General features: G+C 68.9%; 14 protein-coding genes. 9 read left to right on the top strand and 5 right to left on the bottom strand.

The window, feature by feature from the left end; translation table 11 throughout:
- Positions 1 to 293 precede the first annotated feature (293 nt).
- Genes AC0KXF_RS05495 through AC0KXF_RS05455 form a run of 9 tightly spaced genes read left to right on the top strand, consistent with a single transcriptional unit; the run spans position 294 to position 9,485 of the window.
- Positions 294 to 920: a helix-turn-helix domain-containing protein gene (locus AC0KXF_RS05495; RefSeq protein ID WP_473108226.1), complete on the top strand. Its 627-nt coding sequence runs from the start codon at positions 294 to 296 to the stop codon at positions 918 to 920.
- Positions 921 to 954: 34 nt separating this feature from the next.
- Positions 955 to 2,082: an ABC transporter substrate-binding protein gene (locus AC0KXF_RS05490; RefSeq protein WP_473108225.1), complete on the top strand. Its 1,128-nt coding sequence runs from the start codon at positions 955 to 957 to the stop codon at positions 2,080 to 2,082.
- Positions 2,083 to 2,092: 10 nt separating this feature from the next.
- The gene (locus tag AC0KXF_RS05485) at positions 2,093 to 2,974 is read left to right on the top strand and encodes an ABC transporter permease (RefSeq protein WP_473108224.1); all 882 of its coding nucleotides are present in this window, start codon (positions 2,093 to 2,095) and stop codon (positions 2,972 to 2,974) included.
- Between the two features lies 1 nt (position 2,975).
- A complete protein-coding gene (locus tag AC0KXF_RS05480; protein ID WP_473108223.1) occupies positions 2,976 to 3,782 on the top strand; it encodes an ABC transporter permease in 807 nt (268 codons plus the stop codon).
- The gene (locus AC0KXF_RS05475; RefSeq protein WP_473108222.1) at positions 3,766 to 4,776 is read left to right on the top strand and encodes an ABC transporter ATP-binding protein; all 1,011 of its coding nucleotides are present in this window, start codon (positions 3,766 to 3,768) and stop codon (positions 4,774 to 4,776) included. Before AC0KXF_RS05480 ends, AC0KXF_RS05475 begins: the two co-directional genes overlap by 17 nt.
- 45 nt (positions 4,777 to 4,821) lie before the next feature.
- Positions 4,822 to 6,192: an NAD(P)/FAD-dependent oxidoreductase gene (locus tag AC0KXF_RS05470; protein WP_473108221.1), complete on the top strand. Its 1,371-nt coding sequence runs from the start codon at positions 4,822 to 4,824 to the stop codon at positions 6,190 to 6,192.
- Between the two features lie 32 nt (positions 6,193 to 6,224).
- On the top strand, positions 6,225 to 6,581 hold the full coding sequence (locus tag AC0KXF_RS05465; protein ID WP_473108220.1) for a cupin domain-containing protein: 357 nt from the start codon (positions 6,225 to 6,227) through the stop codon (positions 6,579 to 6,581).
- Between the two features lie 11 nt (positions 6,582 to 6,592).
- On the top strand, positions 6,593 to 7,759 hold the full coding sequence (locus tag AC0KXF_RS05460) for an FAD-dependent oxidoreductase (protein ID WP_473108219.1): 1,167 nt from the start codon (positions 6,593 to 6,595) through the stop codon (positions 7,757 to 7,759).
- A 40-nt stretch (positions 7,760 to 7,799) separates the two neighbouring features.
- The gene (locus AC0KXF_RS05455; RefSeq protein WP_473108218.1) at positions 7,800 to 9,485 is read left to right on the top strand and encodes an amidohydrolase; all 1,686 of its coding nucleotides are present in this window, start codon (positions 7,800 to 7,802) and stop codon (positions 9,483 to 9,485) included.
- Positions 9,486 to 9,644: 159 nt separating this feature from the next.
- Here AC0KXF_RS05455 and AC0KXF_RS05450 read toward each other — a convergent pair whose 3' ends face one another.
- The 5 genes from AC0KXF_RS05450 to AC0KXF_RS05430 all read right to left on the bottom strand — a co-directional run bounded on the left by AC0KXF_RS05450 (position 9,645) and on the right by AC0KXF_RS05430 (position 15,592).
- Positions 9,645 to 10,073, bottom strand: a complete 429-nt coding sequence (locus tag AC0KXF_RS05450) for a PIN domain-containing protein (RefSeq protein WP_473108217.1) — start codon at positions 10,071 to 10,073, stop codon at positions 9,645 to 9,647.
- Positions 10,070 to 10,342 carry a FitA-like ribbon-helix-helix domain-containing protein gene (locus tag AC0KXF_RS05445; RefSeq protein WP_473108216.1) on the bottom strand — a complete coding sequence of 91 codons (273 nt, stop codon included), beginning with the start codon at positions 10,340 to 10,342 and terminating at the stop codon, positions 10,070 to 10,072. The genes AC0KXF_RS05450 and AC0KXF_RS05445 overlap by 4 nt, the downstream gene beginning before the upstream one ends.
- A gap of 113 nt (positions 10,343 to 10,455) precedes the next feature.
- A complete protein-coding gene (locus AC0KXF_RS05440) occupies positions 10,456 to 11,775 on the bottom strand; it encodes a flavin monoamine oxidase family protein (protein WP_473108215.1) in 1,320 nt (439 codons plus the stop codon).
- Between the two features lie 150 nt (positions 11,776 to 11,925).
- Complete coding sequence (locus AC0KXF_RS05435; RefSeq protein WP_223045071.1) at positions 11,926 to 12,732, bottom strand: purine-nucleoside phosphorylase; 807 nt, start codon at positions 12,730 to 12,732, stop codon at positions 11,926 to 11,928.
- Between the two features lie 10 nt (positions 12,733 to 12,742).
- Complete coding sequence (locus AC0KXF_RS05430; protein WP_473108214.1) at positions 12,743 to 15,592, bottom strand: aminotransferase class I/II-fold pyridoxal phosphate-dependent enzyme; 2,850 nt, start codon at positions 15,590 to 15,592, stop codon at positions 12,743 to 12,745.
- Positions 15,593 to 15,799 lie beyond the last annotated feature (207 nt).

The following is a 15,799-nucleotide window of genomic DNA, read 5'->3' as shown; positions in this document are numbered from 1 at the left end:
TTGCGGTGATGCGCCGGCCACGCAACGTCGTTGTGGTGTCGATGGCTCAGCGCCATTGACTGTGCAGCGCCCTTGTGAGGAGCCGGAAACCAGTGTACGCCCCGTGCGGTCGGCTTGGTGCGGTCGGTGACTCACTGCGAGGCCGAGCCAGGTCACAGGACGGTAAAAGTCGGGTGACGGCTCCGCGAAGGCCTTGCTACCCCACCCCCGCGACTGTACAGTGTTGAAGAGTTCACTGAACACAGTGTTCAGTGAACTTTCCAGTGTGTTCAATTCTATCGCGAGGGAGCGATATGGGTCGTGCGTCAGCCGCAGCGATGGAGTCGGGCGAGGAGATCGAGCTCGGCTTGCGGGTCGCCACCTTCAGGCAGCTGCGCGGGATGAGCCTGCGCGGTCTCGCGGCGTCGGCCGGGGTGAGTTCGAGCTTTCTGAGCCAGCTCGAGAACGGCCGCACGAACGCGAGCGTGGCCTCTCTTCGTAAAATCGCCACCGCGCTGGGCGTGAGCCCGGCTCAGCTGCTCGATTCGGGCGCCGGGCACACCAGAGGAGTGCTCAAAGCGGCCGATCGCCCCAGCCTCCCGCTCGAAGGCGCCGAGAAGTACGTGATCTCGTTGCCTCCGCTGCGCAACCTCGAGGTGTATTCAGGAGTGTTCAGCCCCGGCAGCAGCACCGGAGCCGAGCCGTACGCGCACGGCAACGGGCAGGAGATCTTCATCGTTGTCGCGGGCAGTGTCGTTCTCGAACTCGGCGACGAGCGCTACTCGCTCGACAAGGACGACTCGATCGAGTTCCTCAGCTCGGTGCCTCACCGAGTGGTCAACGAGGGCGATCGGACGGCGGAGGTCGTCTGGATCTGCAGCCCTCCGACACCCGTCGATCGCGCCGAGGAAAGCCGAGCGCACTCGGTCGCACCGGCGTAGACCACCTCTATCCCACCCATCCTCAAAGGAGACGATGACCATGAATATCAGGATCGCACGGCGGGCGGCCACGAGCGCCCTCGCCCTTGCCGCGGGCGGCGCGCTGCTCGTCGGCTGCAGCGCCGCGGGCCCGGCCGAGATCGACCTCGGCGACGGACCCGCCCAGGCCGGCACGGTGCGCGAGGGCGCGCTCGACGGCGTGCCCCTCACTTTCGTCTCCTGGGGCGGCTCGTTCCAGGAGGGCCAGATGGAGGCTGCGGGCAAGCCCTTCGCCGAGGAATCGGGGGCCAACCTGCTCGAGGACGGTCCCACCGAGTACGCGAAGGTCAAGGCCCAGGTCGACAGCAGCAACGTCACCTGGGACGTGGTCGACACCGACGTCATCTGGGCGCAGAAGCAGTGCGATGCCGAGGACGGCCTGCTCATGGACATCGACACGTCGATCGTCGACCTGTCGAAGGTACCCGAGGGGCTGAGCGGCGACTGCTACGTGCCCGCCATGCAGTACGGCTACGTCTTCCTCTACAACGCCGACAAGTACCCCGAGGCTCCCACCGGCTGGGCCGACTTCTTCGACACCGAGAAGTTCCCGGGCAAGCGCGCCATCGCCGGTTTCGAGGACATCGGGCCCGGCGTCTACGAGGGCGCGCTGCTCGCCGACGGCGTCGCCGAGGACGACCTCTACCCGCTCGACATGGATCGGGCCTACGAGAAGATCGACACGATCCGCGACAGCCTCATCTTCTGGAAGACGGGTGCCGAGTCGACGCAGATGATCGAGTCGGGCGAGGCCGACATGGCGCTCGTCTGGTCGGGCCGCGGCTACGAGGCCGTGAAGAACGGCGCGAATTACAAGCCGGTGTGGAACCAGGCCCTCGTCATCTACGAGGCCCTCACCGTGCCGAAGGACGTGAAGAACCCCGACGCCGCCATGGCCTTCCTCAACTACTACCTCGGGGCCGAGCAGCAGGCGAAGCTCACCGAGCTGACCTCGTACTCGCCGGTCAACGTCGACGCCGCGCCGAAGCTCGACGGGCTGGGCAACCAGTTCCTCACGACCAACCCCGAGATCGCCGAGCAGATGGTGAACACCGACACCTCCTGGTGGGCTGAGAACTACGATGCCGAGCTCGAGCGCTGGCTGAAGTGGCTCCAGGGATGAGCGAGCGGCCGTGACCACGACGAACATCCCGACGGTGCGCGCCGCGAACACCTCGCGGCGCGCACCGCTCCGGGCGCTCCTGCTGCTGCTGCCGGCGTACGCGCTGCTGCTCGGTGTCTTCGCCTATCCCGTCTTCGAGAGCATGTGGCGCAGCGTCAGCGAACCCGAGCTCGGGTTCGGCAACTACACCTGGGTCTTCGAGAACTCGCAGAACCTCGACGTCATCCTGCGCACCTTCGGCAACGCGCTCACGGCGACCCTCGTCTGCCTGCTGCTCGCCTACCCGTACGCCTTCCTGATGACCATCGTCGGGCCTCGCGCACGCGCGGCTCTCGTGGTCATCTCGCTGATCCCGTTCTGGACCAGTCTCATGATCCGCACATTCGCCTGGATCGTACTGCTGCAGGACACCGGCCTCGTCAACTCCCTGCTCGGTCTCGTCGGCATCGGCCCGTTCCAACTACTGCGCACCAATCTCGGCGTGCTCATCGGGTTGAGCCAGGTGCTGATGCCCTTCATGGTCCTGCCCCTCTACGCGGTGATGTCCGGGATCGACGGCCGCCTCGTGACCGCGGCGCGCTCGCTCGGAGCCCGACCCTCGATCGCCTTCCTGCGCATCTTCCTGCCGCTGTCGCTGCCGGGCGTCGCTGCGGGATCGCTCATGGTCTTCATCCAGGCACTCGGCTTCTACGTCACTCCGGCCCTGCTCGGGTCTCCCTCGGACAGCATGCTCGCGCAGTCGATCTACGCTCAGGTGAGCAGCCTGCTGGAGTGGGGGCGCGGTGGCGCGCTCGGTGTGATCCTGCTGGTGGCGACGTTCGTGATGCTCGCGCTCGTGGCGCTGGTGCTGCGCGGCGCTCGCCGCAAGGGCCTCTCCGTGGAGGTGTTCTGACATGAACCGCGTACGTCCCCTCACCAGAGCGCTGCTCTGGGCCGTCAGCGTAATCGTCGCCGTCTGGCTGATCGCGCCCACGCTGGTCGTGATCCCGCTCAGCTTCACGGGCAAGGCCTCGTTCGTGTTCCCGCCCGACAGCTGGTCGCTGCAGTGGTACGAGTCCTTCTTCACGAGCCGCGAATGGACCTCCGCGCTCATGAACTCGCTGCTGATCGGACTGCTGGTCGCGCTGGTGGCCACGGTGCTCGGACTGCTCGCGTCGCTCGGCCTGCGCGCCCTGGTCCAGAAGCGGCTCGCGTCGTCGCTGCGGATCGGGCTCCTCGCGCCCATGGTGGTACCCGGCATCGTCGTCGCGATCGGCATCTACGCCATCTTCCTCAAGCTGGGGCTCGTCGGCACGGTGCTCGGCTTCGTGCTCGCGCACACGGTGCTCGCGCTGCCGTTCACCGTGATCGCCATCACGGCAGGATTCGCGGGTTTCGACGACCGTCTCGAACTCGCGGCGTTGAGCCTCGGGGCGAACCGGATCGAGACCTTCTTCAAGGTGACGCTCCCCAACATCGTGCCGGGCATGGTCTCCGGCGCTCTCTTCGCCTTCGTCACCTCGTTCGACGAGGTCGTGCTCTCCCTCTTCATCAAAAGCCCCTACCTCAACACGCTGCCGGTGCTGATGTACTCGAGCGTGACCCGCGACACCGATCCGACGCTCGCTGCAGCCGCGACCGTCATCCTCGTACTCACCACGACGCTCGTCATCGGAGCGCTCGTGCTTACCGGAAGGAAGAACCGTGGCCGAAAGAGCTGACCGCGCCGGTGCGGAGATCGTGCTCGCCGGAGTCTCCAAGCACTACCCCAAGTCGGTCGCCCTCGACGACGTCTCGCTCGTGGTGGAGCCCGGCGAGTTCATGACCTTCCTGGGGCCCTCGGGATCCGGGAAGACCACGACGCTGAACCTCATCGCGGGGTTCACCGACCTCACCACCGGCTACATCGAGATCGACGGGAAACGCATGGATGACGTGCCGGTGCACCAGCGCGGGCTCGGCATCGTGTTCCAGCACTACGCCCTCTTCCCGCATCTCACGGTGCTCGACAACGTGCTCTTCCCTCTCCGCCAGCGCAAGGTCGCGAAGGCAGAGGCCGAGCAGCGAGCGCGGAAGGCCCTGGAGACCGCGGGTCTCGCGAGCTTCGAGGAGCGGTATCCCAAGGAGCTCTCCGGCGGGCAGCAGCAGCGCGTGGCGCTCGCGCGAGCACTCGTGTTCGAACCGCAGGTGCTGCTGCTCGACGAGCCGCTGGGCGCCCTCGACAAGCAACTGCGCGAGCGGCTGCAGCTCGAGCTGCGCCGCATCCACCGCGAGGTGGGCCGCACCTTCATCTTCGTCACCCACGACCAGGAGGAGGCGCTCACCCTCTCCGATCGGATCGCGGTGTTCAACGAGGGTCGGATCGAGCAGGTCGGCACCTCGAAGGAGCTCTACGAGCGGCCCGCCTCGCTCTTCGTCGCGGGCTTCATCGGGGAGTCGACGATGGTGCGTGAAGACCGCACCGTGACCGTCGTGCGACCCGAGCAAGGCGAGCTGTTCGCGTCGGCCGACCGGGTTGCGCCGGGTCGCCCGGTCGTGCCCGTGACCGTGCGCCAGGCGATCTACCTCGGATCCGGCTGGAAGTTCGAGATCGTGCTTCCCGACGGCAGCACCGGCGTGGTGCGCAGCGCTGCCGGGGTCGACTGGCTGCGCGGCGAGAACGAGGCCGCCGTGCTGAGCTGGGATCCCGCGCTCGCCTCAGTATTTCCCGCCTGAAACGCCCCTATCCCTCCGCTTCTCGAACGCAAGAAGGAATACCGAATGATCAACGGCAACGTGTCCCACTGGTGGCAGCAGATCGGCGCCCCGAAGCCGCGCCCGGAGCTGCCGGGGAACCTCACCGCCGACGTGGCGATCGTGGGCGCCGGCTACACCGGCCTCTGGACCGCGTACTACCTCAAGCAGGCCCGGCCCGAGCTTCGGGTCGTGATGCTCGAGCAGCGCCACGCCGGGTACGGCGCCTCCGGTCGGAACGGCGGCTGGCTCACGGCTGCGATCACCGGGGGCCGTGAGCAGTACGTCAAGACCCACGGGCGCGACGCCGCGGAGCGCTTCCAGCGCGCCATGAACGAGACCGTCGACGAGGTGATCCGCGTCACCGAGGCCGAGGGCATCGAGGCCGACATCAAGAAGGGCGGCGAGTTCAACGTCGCCTACACGCCGGCCCAGGAAGCGCGGATCCGCGCGTTCGCGGAGGCCGAGCAGACCTGGCGGTACACGGACCTCGAACTGCTCGAAGCGCCGGAGGCGCAGGCGAAGATCAATGTCGCGAACACTCGCGCGGCGGTGTGGCACCCGCACGCCGCGCGGATCCAACCCGCGAAGCTCGCCGCCGGGCTCGCCGACGCGGTCGAACGGCTCGGAGTCGAGATCTACGAGCGCACCCGCGTCGTCGAGATCGAGCCCCACCGGGTGCGCACCACGCACGGCACGGTTTCCGCCGAGTACGTGGTGCGGGCGACCGAGGGGTTCACCGCCAATCTCAAGGGCCTGCACCGGCTCTGGCTCCCCATGAACTCCTCGCTCATCGCGACCGAACCGCTCTCGGCCGAGGTGTGGGAGGAGCTGAACTGGAGCCGGGGCGAGGTGCTCGGCGATTTCGCGCATGTCTACATGTACGCGCAGCGCACGGCCGACGACCGGATCGCGATCGGCGGGCGCGGCGTGCCCTACAAGTTCGGCTCGAAGACCGACACCGACGGCCAGACCCCGCTCGTGACCGTCGACACGCTGAGCGAGATCCTGCACCGCTTCTTCCCCTCGACCCGGGGTGCGGCCATCGACCACCTCTGGTCCGGTGTGCTGGGCGTGCCGCGCGACTGGGCCGCGACGGTCGGGCTCGACCGCGAGACCGGCATCGCGTGGGGCGGAGGCTACGTCGGCACCGGTGTGACCTCGACCAACCTGGCAGGTCGCACCATCACCGATCTCATCCTCGGCGACGACACCGAGATCGCCTCGTTGCCCTGGGTGAACCACCGCGTGCGCAAGTGGGAGCCGGAGCCGCTGCGCTGGATCGCGACGAAGGGCCTCTACGCGGCCTACGGCGTCGCCGACCGTGCCGAGCTCGCGGGTCGCGCGAAGACCTCGCCCATCGCGCACGTCGCCGACGTCATCACCGGCCGGCACTGATCCGCCGCCTACCAAGAGACCCGAAGGAACCCATGAGCCACACCGTCCTCACCCACTCTGCCCACGACACGGCCGCAGCCGATCTCGGCGCCCATGCACCCAAGCCGACAGCCCTCACCGACGCCCTGACAGAGGCCTCGACGACCATCTGGTCGGGAGACCGCATCGACACAGGCCTCTGGGAGTGCACGCCGGGTGTCTTCACGGCCGAGCGCAACGGCTACACCGAGATCTGCACGATCCTCGCGGGTCGGGTCACGATCGAGATCGAGGGGCAGGCGCCCGAGGAGTTCGGCCCGGGCGACGTGATGGTCATGCCCTCCGGATGGAAGGGCGTCTGGCGCGTGCACGAGCCGCTGCGCAAGCACTTCACCACGATCGACGACTGAGGACGCGGATCATGAGCAATCGCGCGATCGTCGTCGGCGGGGGAGCCTGGGGCCTGCCGGCCGCACTGCAACTGCAGGATCGGGGCTGGGATGTCACGCTGCTCGAGCGCTTCGAGCCGGGCGGCCCCTACGCCTCGAACGGCGGCAGTTCCCGCCTGTGGCGTCTCGCCGACACGCAGGTGTGGCGCGCCCGCGCGATGCTCGGCACGCTCGCCGCGATGGAGCGGCTGAGCGAGCGGCTGGGCGAACCCGTCTTCCGCCGCGCCGGGCTCCTGTGGCGCGATGACCTGTCGCTGCCCGCGGTGGCAGAGGCGCTCACGGCGATCGACCAGCCGGTCGAGCAGATCGAGGCTGAGCGCGTCGCCGAAGCCTTCCCGGGGCTGCGGCCGGACGGGCGCGACGCGCTGTTCGTCGAGCAGGGCGGCGTGGTGCACGCCGATCGATTGCTGCGGGGCGCGCTCGCGGCATTCGTCGCGGCGGGAGGCGACTACCGCCCTCGCTCCCGTGTGGTCGGGATCGCGCCCGCGGAGCGCTCGGTGCGCGTCGATCTCGCCGACGGGGAGAGCATCGAGGGGGATCAGGCTCTCGTCAGCGCGGGCCCGGGCACGGCCGAACTGCTGCCCGGCCTCGACCTCTCGCTGCCGCTCACGCCGTACATCGAGCAGGTGGTGTACCTCGGCGATCCGCGGGTCTCGCCCCCGGCCCCGGATCTGCCCGGCCTCGTCGACTGCCCCATCGGCGACGAGCCGGGCATCTACGCGATGCCGAACGGCGACGCCGGGTACAAGGTCGGTCTCGATCAGCCGCTCCGCAGGCTCCACGGCGGCACCCTCGGAGACGATCTCGACCGGGAGGAGCGGCCGGAGCGCACCGAGGTGATCCGCGCCCGCGTCGAGCGCGACCTCACCGCGATCACGCCCCGCGTGCTCGGTGCACAGGTCTGCACCTGGACCGACTCGGGCGACGGGGACTTCGTCATCGGCCGCACCCACCCGAGCGTCGTGCTCGCCTGCGGTGACTCGGGCGAGGGCTTCAAATACGCGGCGTTCATGGGGGAGTACCTGGCCGACCTCGTCGAGGGAGGGACGGGGGATGCGGAGTTCCAGCACCACTGGAACCCGCTACGCTTCGGAGACATGGCGCCCCGCAAGGGCATCAGCGCCATCGGCAGGCACTGAGCTCACTGACCCACCGGCCCAGCACACGAAAGGACCATCGATGACCGCCACCGCAGGGGGAGACCTCGCCATCGTCGGCGCGCGACTGCGCACCAACACGGATGCCGATTCCGACGCCACCGCGATCCTCGTCAGGGACGGCCGGATCGCGATGATCGGCGACGACGAGACGATCCTGGCGGCTGCGGCCGCGGCCGCGGCCGCCGGTACCGGCATCGAGGTGCGCGATGTCGCGGGCGCGACCGTGACCCCCGGCCTCTTCGACAGCCACACCCACCCGCACTGGGCGGCCGACGTGACAGCCGGGATCGACCTCGGCGGGCTCGGCACCATCGCCGAGCTGCGCGCAGCGATCGCCGCCGAGCACGCGCGCCTCCCCGAGGGGGCCTGGCTGCGCGGCTGGAATCTCGAGTACGAGGCCTTCGAGCACGGAGACGAGGGACCGGGGGCCGGTGAGCCGGCCGGTCTGCGAGGCGATCTCCTCGAGGACGCCGCCCCGGGCCGCCCCGTCGCGCTCATCTGCTACGACCTGCACACCGCTCTCGGAACGGCCCCCGCGCTCGCCGCGGCGGGCATCACCGGCCCCCGCGACTTCGACGACGCGAGCGAGATCGTCGTCGACGCCTCAGGGATCCCGACCGGAGAGCTGCGCGAACCAACGGCCTACAACCTGCTCTTCGACGCCGCCCCGAAGCCGTCGCACGACGAGGAGCGCGACGCGCTGCGGGACATGTTCCGCAGGCTGGCCGCCGCCGGGCTCACGGGCGGGGCCATCATGGACGGCAAGGATCGCACGGTCGAGCTGCTGGCCGAACTCGAGCAGCGGGGAGAGCTGGATCACCGCGTCACGGTGCACCACTGGCACGCCGTCGGCGACACCGACGACGACGTGGCCCGCGTCATCGCGGCGAAGGATCGTAGCGGGCGTTTGTGGCAGACGGGCGCGATCAAACTGTTCAGCGACGGAGTGATCGACACCGGCACGGCTTGGCTGCACGAGCCCGACACGTGCGGCGACGGGCGCTCGGCGTTCTGGCCGTCGTGGGAGCGCTTCGGCGACGTCGTGCGCGCCTACCACGACGCCGGCATGCTCATCGCGACGCACGCCGTCGGAGACTACGCGGTGAGCCGGGTGCTCGACGTCTACGCCTCGCTGCCCGCGCGAGACGGGCTTCCGTTCCACTCCATCGAGCACCTCGAGGTGCTCTCCGATGCTGACGTGGATCAGCTGCGCGCGGTCGCGAGCAGCGGCGCCGGAGTCGCGGGGGTCACCGCTTCGATGCAGCCGCTGCACATGCAGTGGCGGGCCGCGGACCACAGCGACAGCTGGGCGATGCGGCTCGGCGAGGGACGCGACGAGACCGGCTACCGCGTGCGCGACGTGCTCGATGCCGGTGTCACGCTCGTGCTCGGCTCCGACTGGCCCGTTGCGCAGTACGATCCGCGGCTCGGCATGGCCTGGGCGCGCGGGCGGCATACCCCCGGCGATGCCTCGGCGCACGTGTTCGAGCCTTCGCAGCGCCTGACCGGCGAGGAGGCCCTGCTGGCCTACACGCTGTGGCCGGCGCGGGCGCGGGGCCACGCGGATCGCGGCGTGCTCGCACCCGGCGCCGTCGCGGATCTCACGGTGTGGGGAGCCGACCCGGTCTCGGTCTCGCCCGACGAGCTGCCCGAGGTTCCGATCCGTCTCACCGTCGTCGACGGCCGCGTCGTGCACGAGGGGTAGGGGCTCCGCTTCCTGCGCCTGTCGAAGGGAGCGGGACGCTCGATCACCTGCTCTAAGGCGATCCCGCTAATAGGCAGCGCCCCGTCATCCTGCGCGAGTTTACGAGTCGCAGGATCTCGCGGTGGATTCTGCGACTTCGCGCAGAATGACGTGGGGCCTCTAGGTCGGGACTTGGAACACCTCGACCGGGTGCGCGAGAGCGGAGATCGAGAATCGTCGGTCGAGAGTCGCGAACACCGCACCGTGCTGCTGGGTGAGGAGAGCGAGATACGTATCGGTGACCTGCCCCGGGCCGTGAAGGCGGCGGACGTCGATGTCCGGGCTCAGTAAGGAGACATTGTCGGGGACGTGCTCATGCCTGCCGAACGTCATCAGCGTGCGGAGCGCCTCAACTGTGACATGCGGAGGCTGGCTTCGGGAGTATCGCGGCAGGGAGATGATACGGACCGCGCCATTCTCGGTGATCGGGCAGGTGAGCCAGTGTCGGTCGGGTTCGGAGAAGAACCAGGCACTTACCTCGGAGGCGAAGGCCTGGTCAGGATCGAGTAGCGCGATGAGAACATTCGTGTCGAGGAGATGCGCTGTCATACGAACTCATCGATCAGAGCTTGGGTCTCTTCGAACGTGATAGCTCGACCGGGGCGGTTCTTCGGCAGCATCTTCACTCCGAAGCGCTCGAAGATCGCCTCGGGCGAGTAGGGGCCCTCGTACTCGACCACGATGTTCTCGGCCGGCTGGATGAAATCCACCAGGATCTTGCGGGCCTCAGCCTCCATCGACCGCCCGTTGCTCTTGGCGCGCTCGCGCAGGCTCTCCTTCACCTCGTCGGGCAGGTTGCGGATCAGCAGTTGTGCCACGGGGATCACCTCCCTCGAGTGATATCGTTCCGTGGGAAAATGATATCACTTGAGGGAGTGGTCCGGCCAGCCTGATTTCATACGCGCCGACGGCACTGAGCGCGCCCTCGCGCTCAGTGGGGCATGAGGGTTTCAGCGACGCGTCGGGCTTCTCGCAGGCCGCTCTCGATCGCCCCGTCGATGAAGCCGCCCCACAGATTCGCGTTGTCGGTCGTCGCGAAGTGCACCACCCCGTCGGGCTGCTGCAGCTCGGCGAGGTCGCGGGTGAGCTGGCCCGGGCGGTGGGTCATCCACGTGTTGCGCGACAGCGGATCTGCCATCCAGTCGTGCGCGGTCACCTCAGTCACGGTGATGCCCGGCCTGCACGCGTCGACGGCGGCCTGCACGCTCGCCACGTCGTCGAGGTCGACGCGGGTGTGGTCGGGGCCGAATCCGACGAGGATCGTGTAGTCGCCGCGCTCGTCGCTGCAGTAGAACTCGGCCTTGAGCACCGAGATGGAGTGGCGCTGGCTCGCGTAGGCGAAGAAGCGGGGCACGTGACCCTCGGCGCGGATCCACACCTTCGTGCCTTGCGAGGCCACGGTCTCGGCGTTCTGCCGCTGCCAGGCCTCGGGGAGGGGCGGGTCGAAGCGGATCTCCGAGATCGCGTTGACGGGCAGCGTGCTCACGACGCGGCGGGCGCGGATCCGCTCTCCGCCGGCCGTCTCGACGATCGCGTGCGCGTCGGCGCCGTCCCCCTCCTGCGTCACCGAGGCGACCGCCGTGTTCAGGCGGATCTCCCCCGGAACGTCCGCGGCTATCGCGTCGGTGAATCCCCGCATCCCGTCGACGACGCGGAACGTCGCCGAGGCCTCGTGCATGAGCTGCCAGTGCCCGCCCGTGGCCGATACCCAGCGCAGGGCGCTCGACAGTCCGACCTCGCCGAGGGGGGCGTTCACGTGCCCGACCCACACCGACTCGTTCGCGGCCCGAGCCTCGGTGTCGAGCCCGAGGGCGTCGAAACGATCCTGGATGCTCAGCGAATCGAGCTCCGCGATCCGGCCATTGAGCGGTTCCGAGCCCCGCGGCATGACGTCGCGCACATCGTCGATGACCAGCTGCTGTCCCTCTTCGATGAGCGCCATGAAATCGGCGAGCGTGCCCTTGCGGGAGGTTCCGTCGGCTCCGTGCCAGTAGGCCTCGTCCGCGGCGGGGCTGCGCACGATCTCGCGGCCGTAGCGAGTCGCCTCGGCCCATACGTGGGGCTGCACCCAGTGGATCCAGTTGGCGCCCATCTCGAGGTCGTGACCGAGTCGGTAGTCGGTCCAGGTGCGGCCGCCGATCCGATCCCGAGCCTCGAGCGTCACCACCTCGAACCCCGCTCTGCCCAGCTCGCGAGAGGCCACGAGGCCCGCGAATCCGGCACCGATGACCACGACGTCGACCGACTGCATATGCTCTCCTTCAGGTGGCGACACTGCCTGCAACACCCCTCAGCTTATCCAGCGGAACGGCGCGGCCGCGGCAGACGTTCCCACCGAATCGGGCGCCGGTTTCATACGAACGTATGCGATCAGCGCGTCGGCTCCGATGAGCGCCAGCGCCTACAGCCGGGCGACCACCCGCGAGAGCAGGTCGGCGAGCCTCGGCTCGGCCGCCTTGCCCTCGGCGAGCACCTCTTCGTGGCTCAGTGGATCCTCGCCCAGACCCGCAGCGGGGTTCGTGATGAGCGAGAGCCCCAGCACCTCCATCCCGGCCTGCCGCGCCGCGATGGCCTCGAGCGCGGTCGACATGCCCACGATCTGCCCGCCGATCGTGCGCAGGTAGTGGATCTCGGCGGGCGTCTCGTAGTGCGGCCCGGGCAGCTGCACGTAGACGCCCTGCTGCAGCGACGGCTCGACGTCGACGGCCAGCGCGCGCAGGCGCGAGGCGTACAGGTCGGTGAGATCGATGAAGTCCGCACCCTCGACGGGTGACGTCGCGGTGAGATTGAGATGATCCGAGATGAGCACCGGCTCGCCGGCCTTGAACGCGGGGTCGATGCCTCCGGCGCCGTTGGTGAGGATCATCACCGAAGCGCCGGTCGCCGCGGCCGTGCGCACGCCGTGCACGACCGCGCGCACCCCCCGGCCCTCGTAGAAGTGGGTGCGCGCGCCGATCACGAGCGCGTGCTTGCCGCCCGCGAGGCGGATCGAGCGCAGCGTGCCCGAGTGGCCGGGCACCCCCGAGACGTGGAATCCGGGAACTTCCTCGGCGGGGATCACCGCGACGGTCTCGCCGATCACGTCGGCGGCCCTGCCCCAACCGCTGCCGAGGGTGAGGCCGATGTCGTGCCGTTCGACGCCGGTGAGGCGCGCGATGGTCTCGGCGGCCGCCGACGCGAGGGCCGCGGGATCTTGCTCGTTACTCATGCCCCCAAGCTTATGAGGTCCTGTCGGTCGCCGGGTTCTGCGCGGGAACTACGGTGCTCTGCGCATCGCCCGTCGTGCTCTGCATGGCGCGCAGCACGCGGTAGCCGCGCTTCGGGTCGTAGCCGTGGATCTCGCGGGTGTCGAGCACGGCCATGAAATCGAGGACCTCGGCCGTGATGATCTGACCCGGCACCAGCACCGGGAAGCCCGGCGGGTACGGGGTGACGAAACCGGCAGAGACGGGCTGCTCGCCGCGGGCGACGCGCTCGCGCAGTTCACCGGGCAGCACGTGCTCGATGTGGCGGCGCTGCTGGCCGCGGAAGAATGCGGCGCGCACGTCGCCGTCGGGCAGGCCGGGGGCGTCGTACCCCGGGGCGAACGCGCTGAAGTCGGGCAGCGGCGGCATGGGCGCCTCGGCGGCGAGGGCGGCCGCCGCGAGCTCGGGATCTCGCTGCGCCCGCTCCTCCTCGAAGCGTTCGGCGAGTTTCACGAGCACCTCGATGAGGTAGGCGACCGCCGATCTTGTGGTGCCGATGTTGGTCATGAAGAGCACGGTGTTGCGGCTGGTCTTGTTGACCTGGATACCGTAGCGGTTCATGAGATGCTCGTGCTTGAACGTGTCGCCGTCGACCCCGGTCCGGGTGATCTCGACGGTGATGCGCGACGGATCGATCACGAACTCGTCGGTGGCCCACGCCTGCCACATGGAGGCGAGGCCGTCGCGCAGGGGCATTGGTCGGCGGGTCTCGCGGTGCTCGGCGGGGATGAGCTCGTTCGCGGTGAGCACGCGGTAGGTGCGGCGCAGCAGAGGGTGGCGGGCGATGGCCTGGGCCAGACTCGTGGCGAGGTCGAGCTGGCGCTGCACGAGGGTGAAGCCCTCGAGCTCGACCTGCCGCCTGCCGAGGTCGAGGGAGGCGAGGATCTGGTAGTTCGGCGAGGTCGAGGTGTGCGTCATGAAGGCCTCGTGGAACGGCTCTTCGGCCTCGCGCACCCAGTCCTGGTCGTAGACGTGGATCATGGATCCCTGCCGCAGTGCGGTGAGCGTCTTGTGGGTGGAGTGGGTCGCGTAGACGCGGATACGCGCTTCGGGGCTGGGGATCAGCCGTTCCTCGAGCCACACCTCGTCGGGAGCGGGGGTGCCGTCGGCGTCGTAGAGGCGCGCCTGCTGGGCCCGGTAGGCGGAGGCGTGCGCTCCGGTCTTGAGGCGCTCCTCGAGCCGCTGTGCCGAGGCCATCGCCGTGCGGCGGCGGGTGACGGGGTGGAACGCCGCGAAGGCGAACCAGGCTTCGTCCCAGAGGAACACGAGGTCGGGCTTGATGGCGAGGCACTCGGCCATGACCCGCTCGGGGTCGTAGACGATGCCGTCGAAGGTGCAGTTGGTGAGGGTGACCATGCGCACCTCGTCGAGCCGACCGGCGGCGCGATAATCGAGCAGCAGCTGCTTGATGCGGTCGAGGGGTACGGCGCCGTAGAAGGCGAAGTCGTTGAGCGGGTAGGCCTCGAGGTAGGCGGCGCGGCCGCCGGTGAGCATCATCGCGTGGTGGTGGGACTTGTGGCAGTTGCGGTCGACGAGCACGATGTCCCCCGGGGAGACGAGGGCCTGGTGCACGATCTTGTTCGCGGTCGACGTGCCGTTGGTCACGAAGAAGGAGTGCTTGGCGCCGAACGCGCGCGCGGCGAGATCCTGCGCCTTCTTGATCGCGCCCGTGGGTGCGAGCAGCGAATCGAGACCGCCGGAGGTCGCGCTGGTCTCGGCGAGCAGCAGGTTCATACCGTAGAAATCGGCGAGATCGCGGATCCACTTCGAGTTCATCACCGAACCGCCGCGGCCGATGGGCAGCGCGTGGAACACGCCGACGGGTCGGCGGGCGTGGTCCTGGATCGCCGAGAAGAACGGGGTGTCGTAGAGGTGGGAGACCCGGCGCAGCAGCGACAGGTGGAGCTCGAGCTGATCCTCGCGTCGGAACACGCGACGGAAGCGACGGGTGAGCGCCCCCGCGAGATCCTCGATGTGCGCGCCGGCCATGAGGTACAGGTCGAGTTCGGGCCGGAGCGCGGCCAGGGTGTCGGCGAGGCCCAGCACCCGCTGCACCGACGCGAGCGAGGATCGCTCGGAGGTGCGGCCCGTGTGCACCTCGGAGCGGGCGAGGCGGATCGTCTCCAGCAGTTCCCGGCTCAGCCGCTGCCTCGTGCGGTCGCTGAACCCGGGACGCACGACGCAGGCGAGGATGTTCGGATTGGTGAGCACGGCGGCCACGGCGTCGTCGGCAGAAGGGACGACCACGAACTCGTAGATGAAGGCGTCGGCGGGCGCCCGCAGTCGGAGCGCCTCGGTGCGCATCGTGTCGCGATCCGCCGGTGTCGTCTCGTCGATCACCAGCACCTCGAAGCGGGGGCGGGAATCGACATCCGAGACCTGTTCCGCGCGTTCCTGCTCGTCGAGGTGCTCGTCGCGGGGCTCATCGGGGATCGTGTCGCCGCGAAGCCGGTTGACCACCCTCCCGATGCGGTCGAGCGCCGTTCGGTAATCACCGGTGTTCAGCAGTTCGCCGATGCTCTGCACGTAGCGCTGCCCGAAGCCGGCCCAGTACATCTCGATGGTCTCGAGCGCCCGCAGGTTGCGGTGGATCTCGCTGTCGCTCGCAAGCGCGTCCGAGTCCTCGCCGCTCAGAGCCAGCCGCTTCACCGCGAAGCGCAGATACTCCCACGCGTCGCTCCGCAGACGCCAGGTGCTCGAGGGCATGCCGGGATCGCGCTCGAGAGCGGCTATTCCGGCGCTGCGCGGCAGACTGGAGGTCTTCTCGGCGCTGATCCGACTCGACGGCTCACTCGTGGGGCTGCCGGGCTCGATCCTCGTCATATGCGCTTGTCCTTCCAAACCTCTTCGTTCCACCGGCGCCGCGGAGCGCTCCGTCCCTTGATCCTAGAACCTTCCGCGTGCCCGAATCGGCACGTTGTCGCGACCGGCGGTCGAGTCCCCGAAACGCAACGGTTTCCTCTTTTTCGGGGTCATTTCTCTCGGTTTTCCGTTGCAGTGCGACGCAGGTCGTGCGTAGCAGCCCGCCGT

This window comes from Leucobacter holotrichiae, from assembly GCF_055791005.1.
The sequence above is the reverse complement of the archived record's forward strand: the minus strand, read 5'-3'. Positions and strand labels throughout refer to the sequence as shown.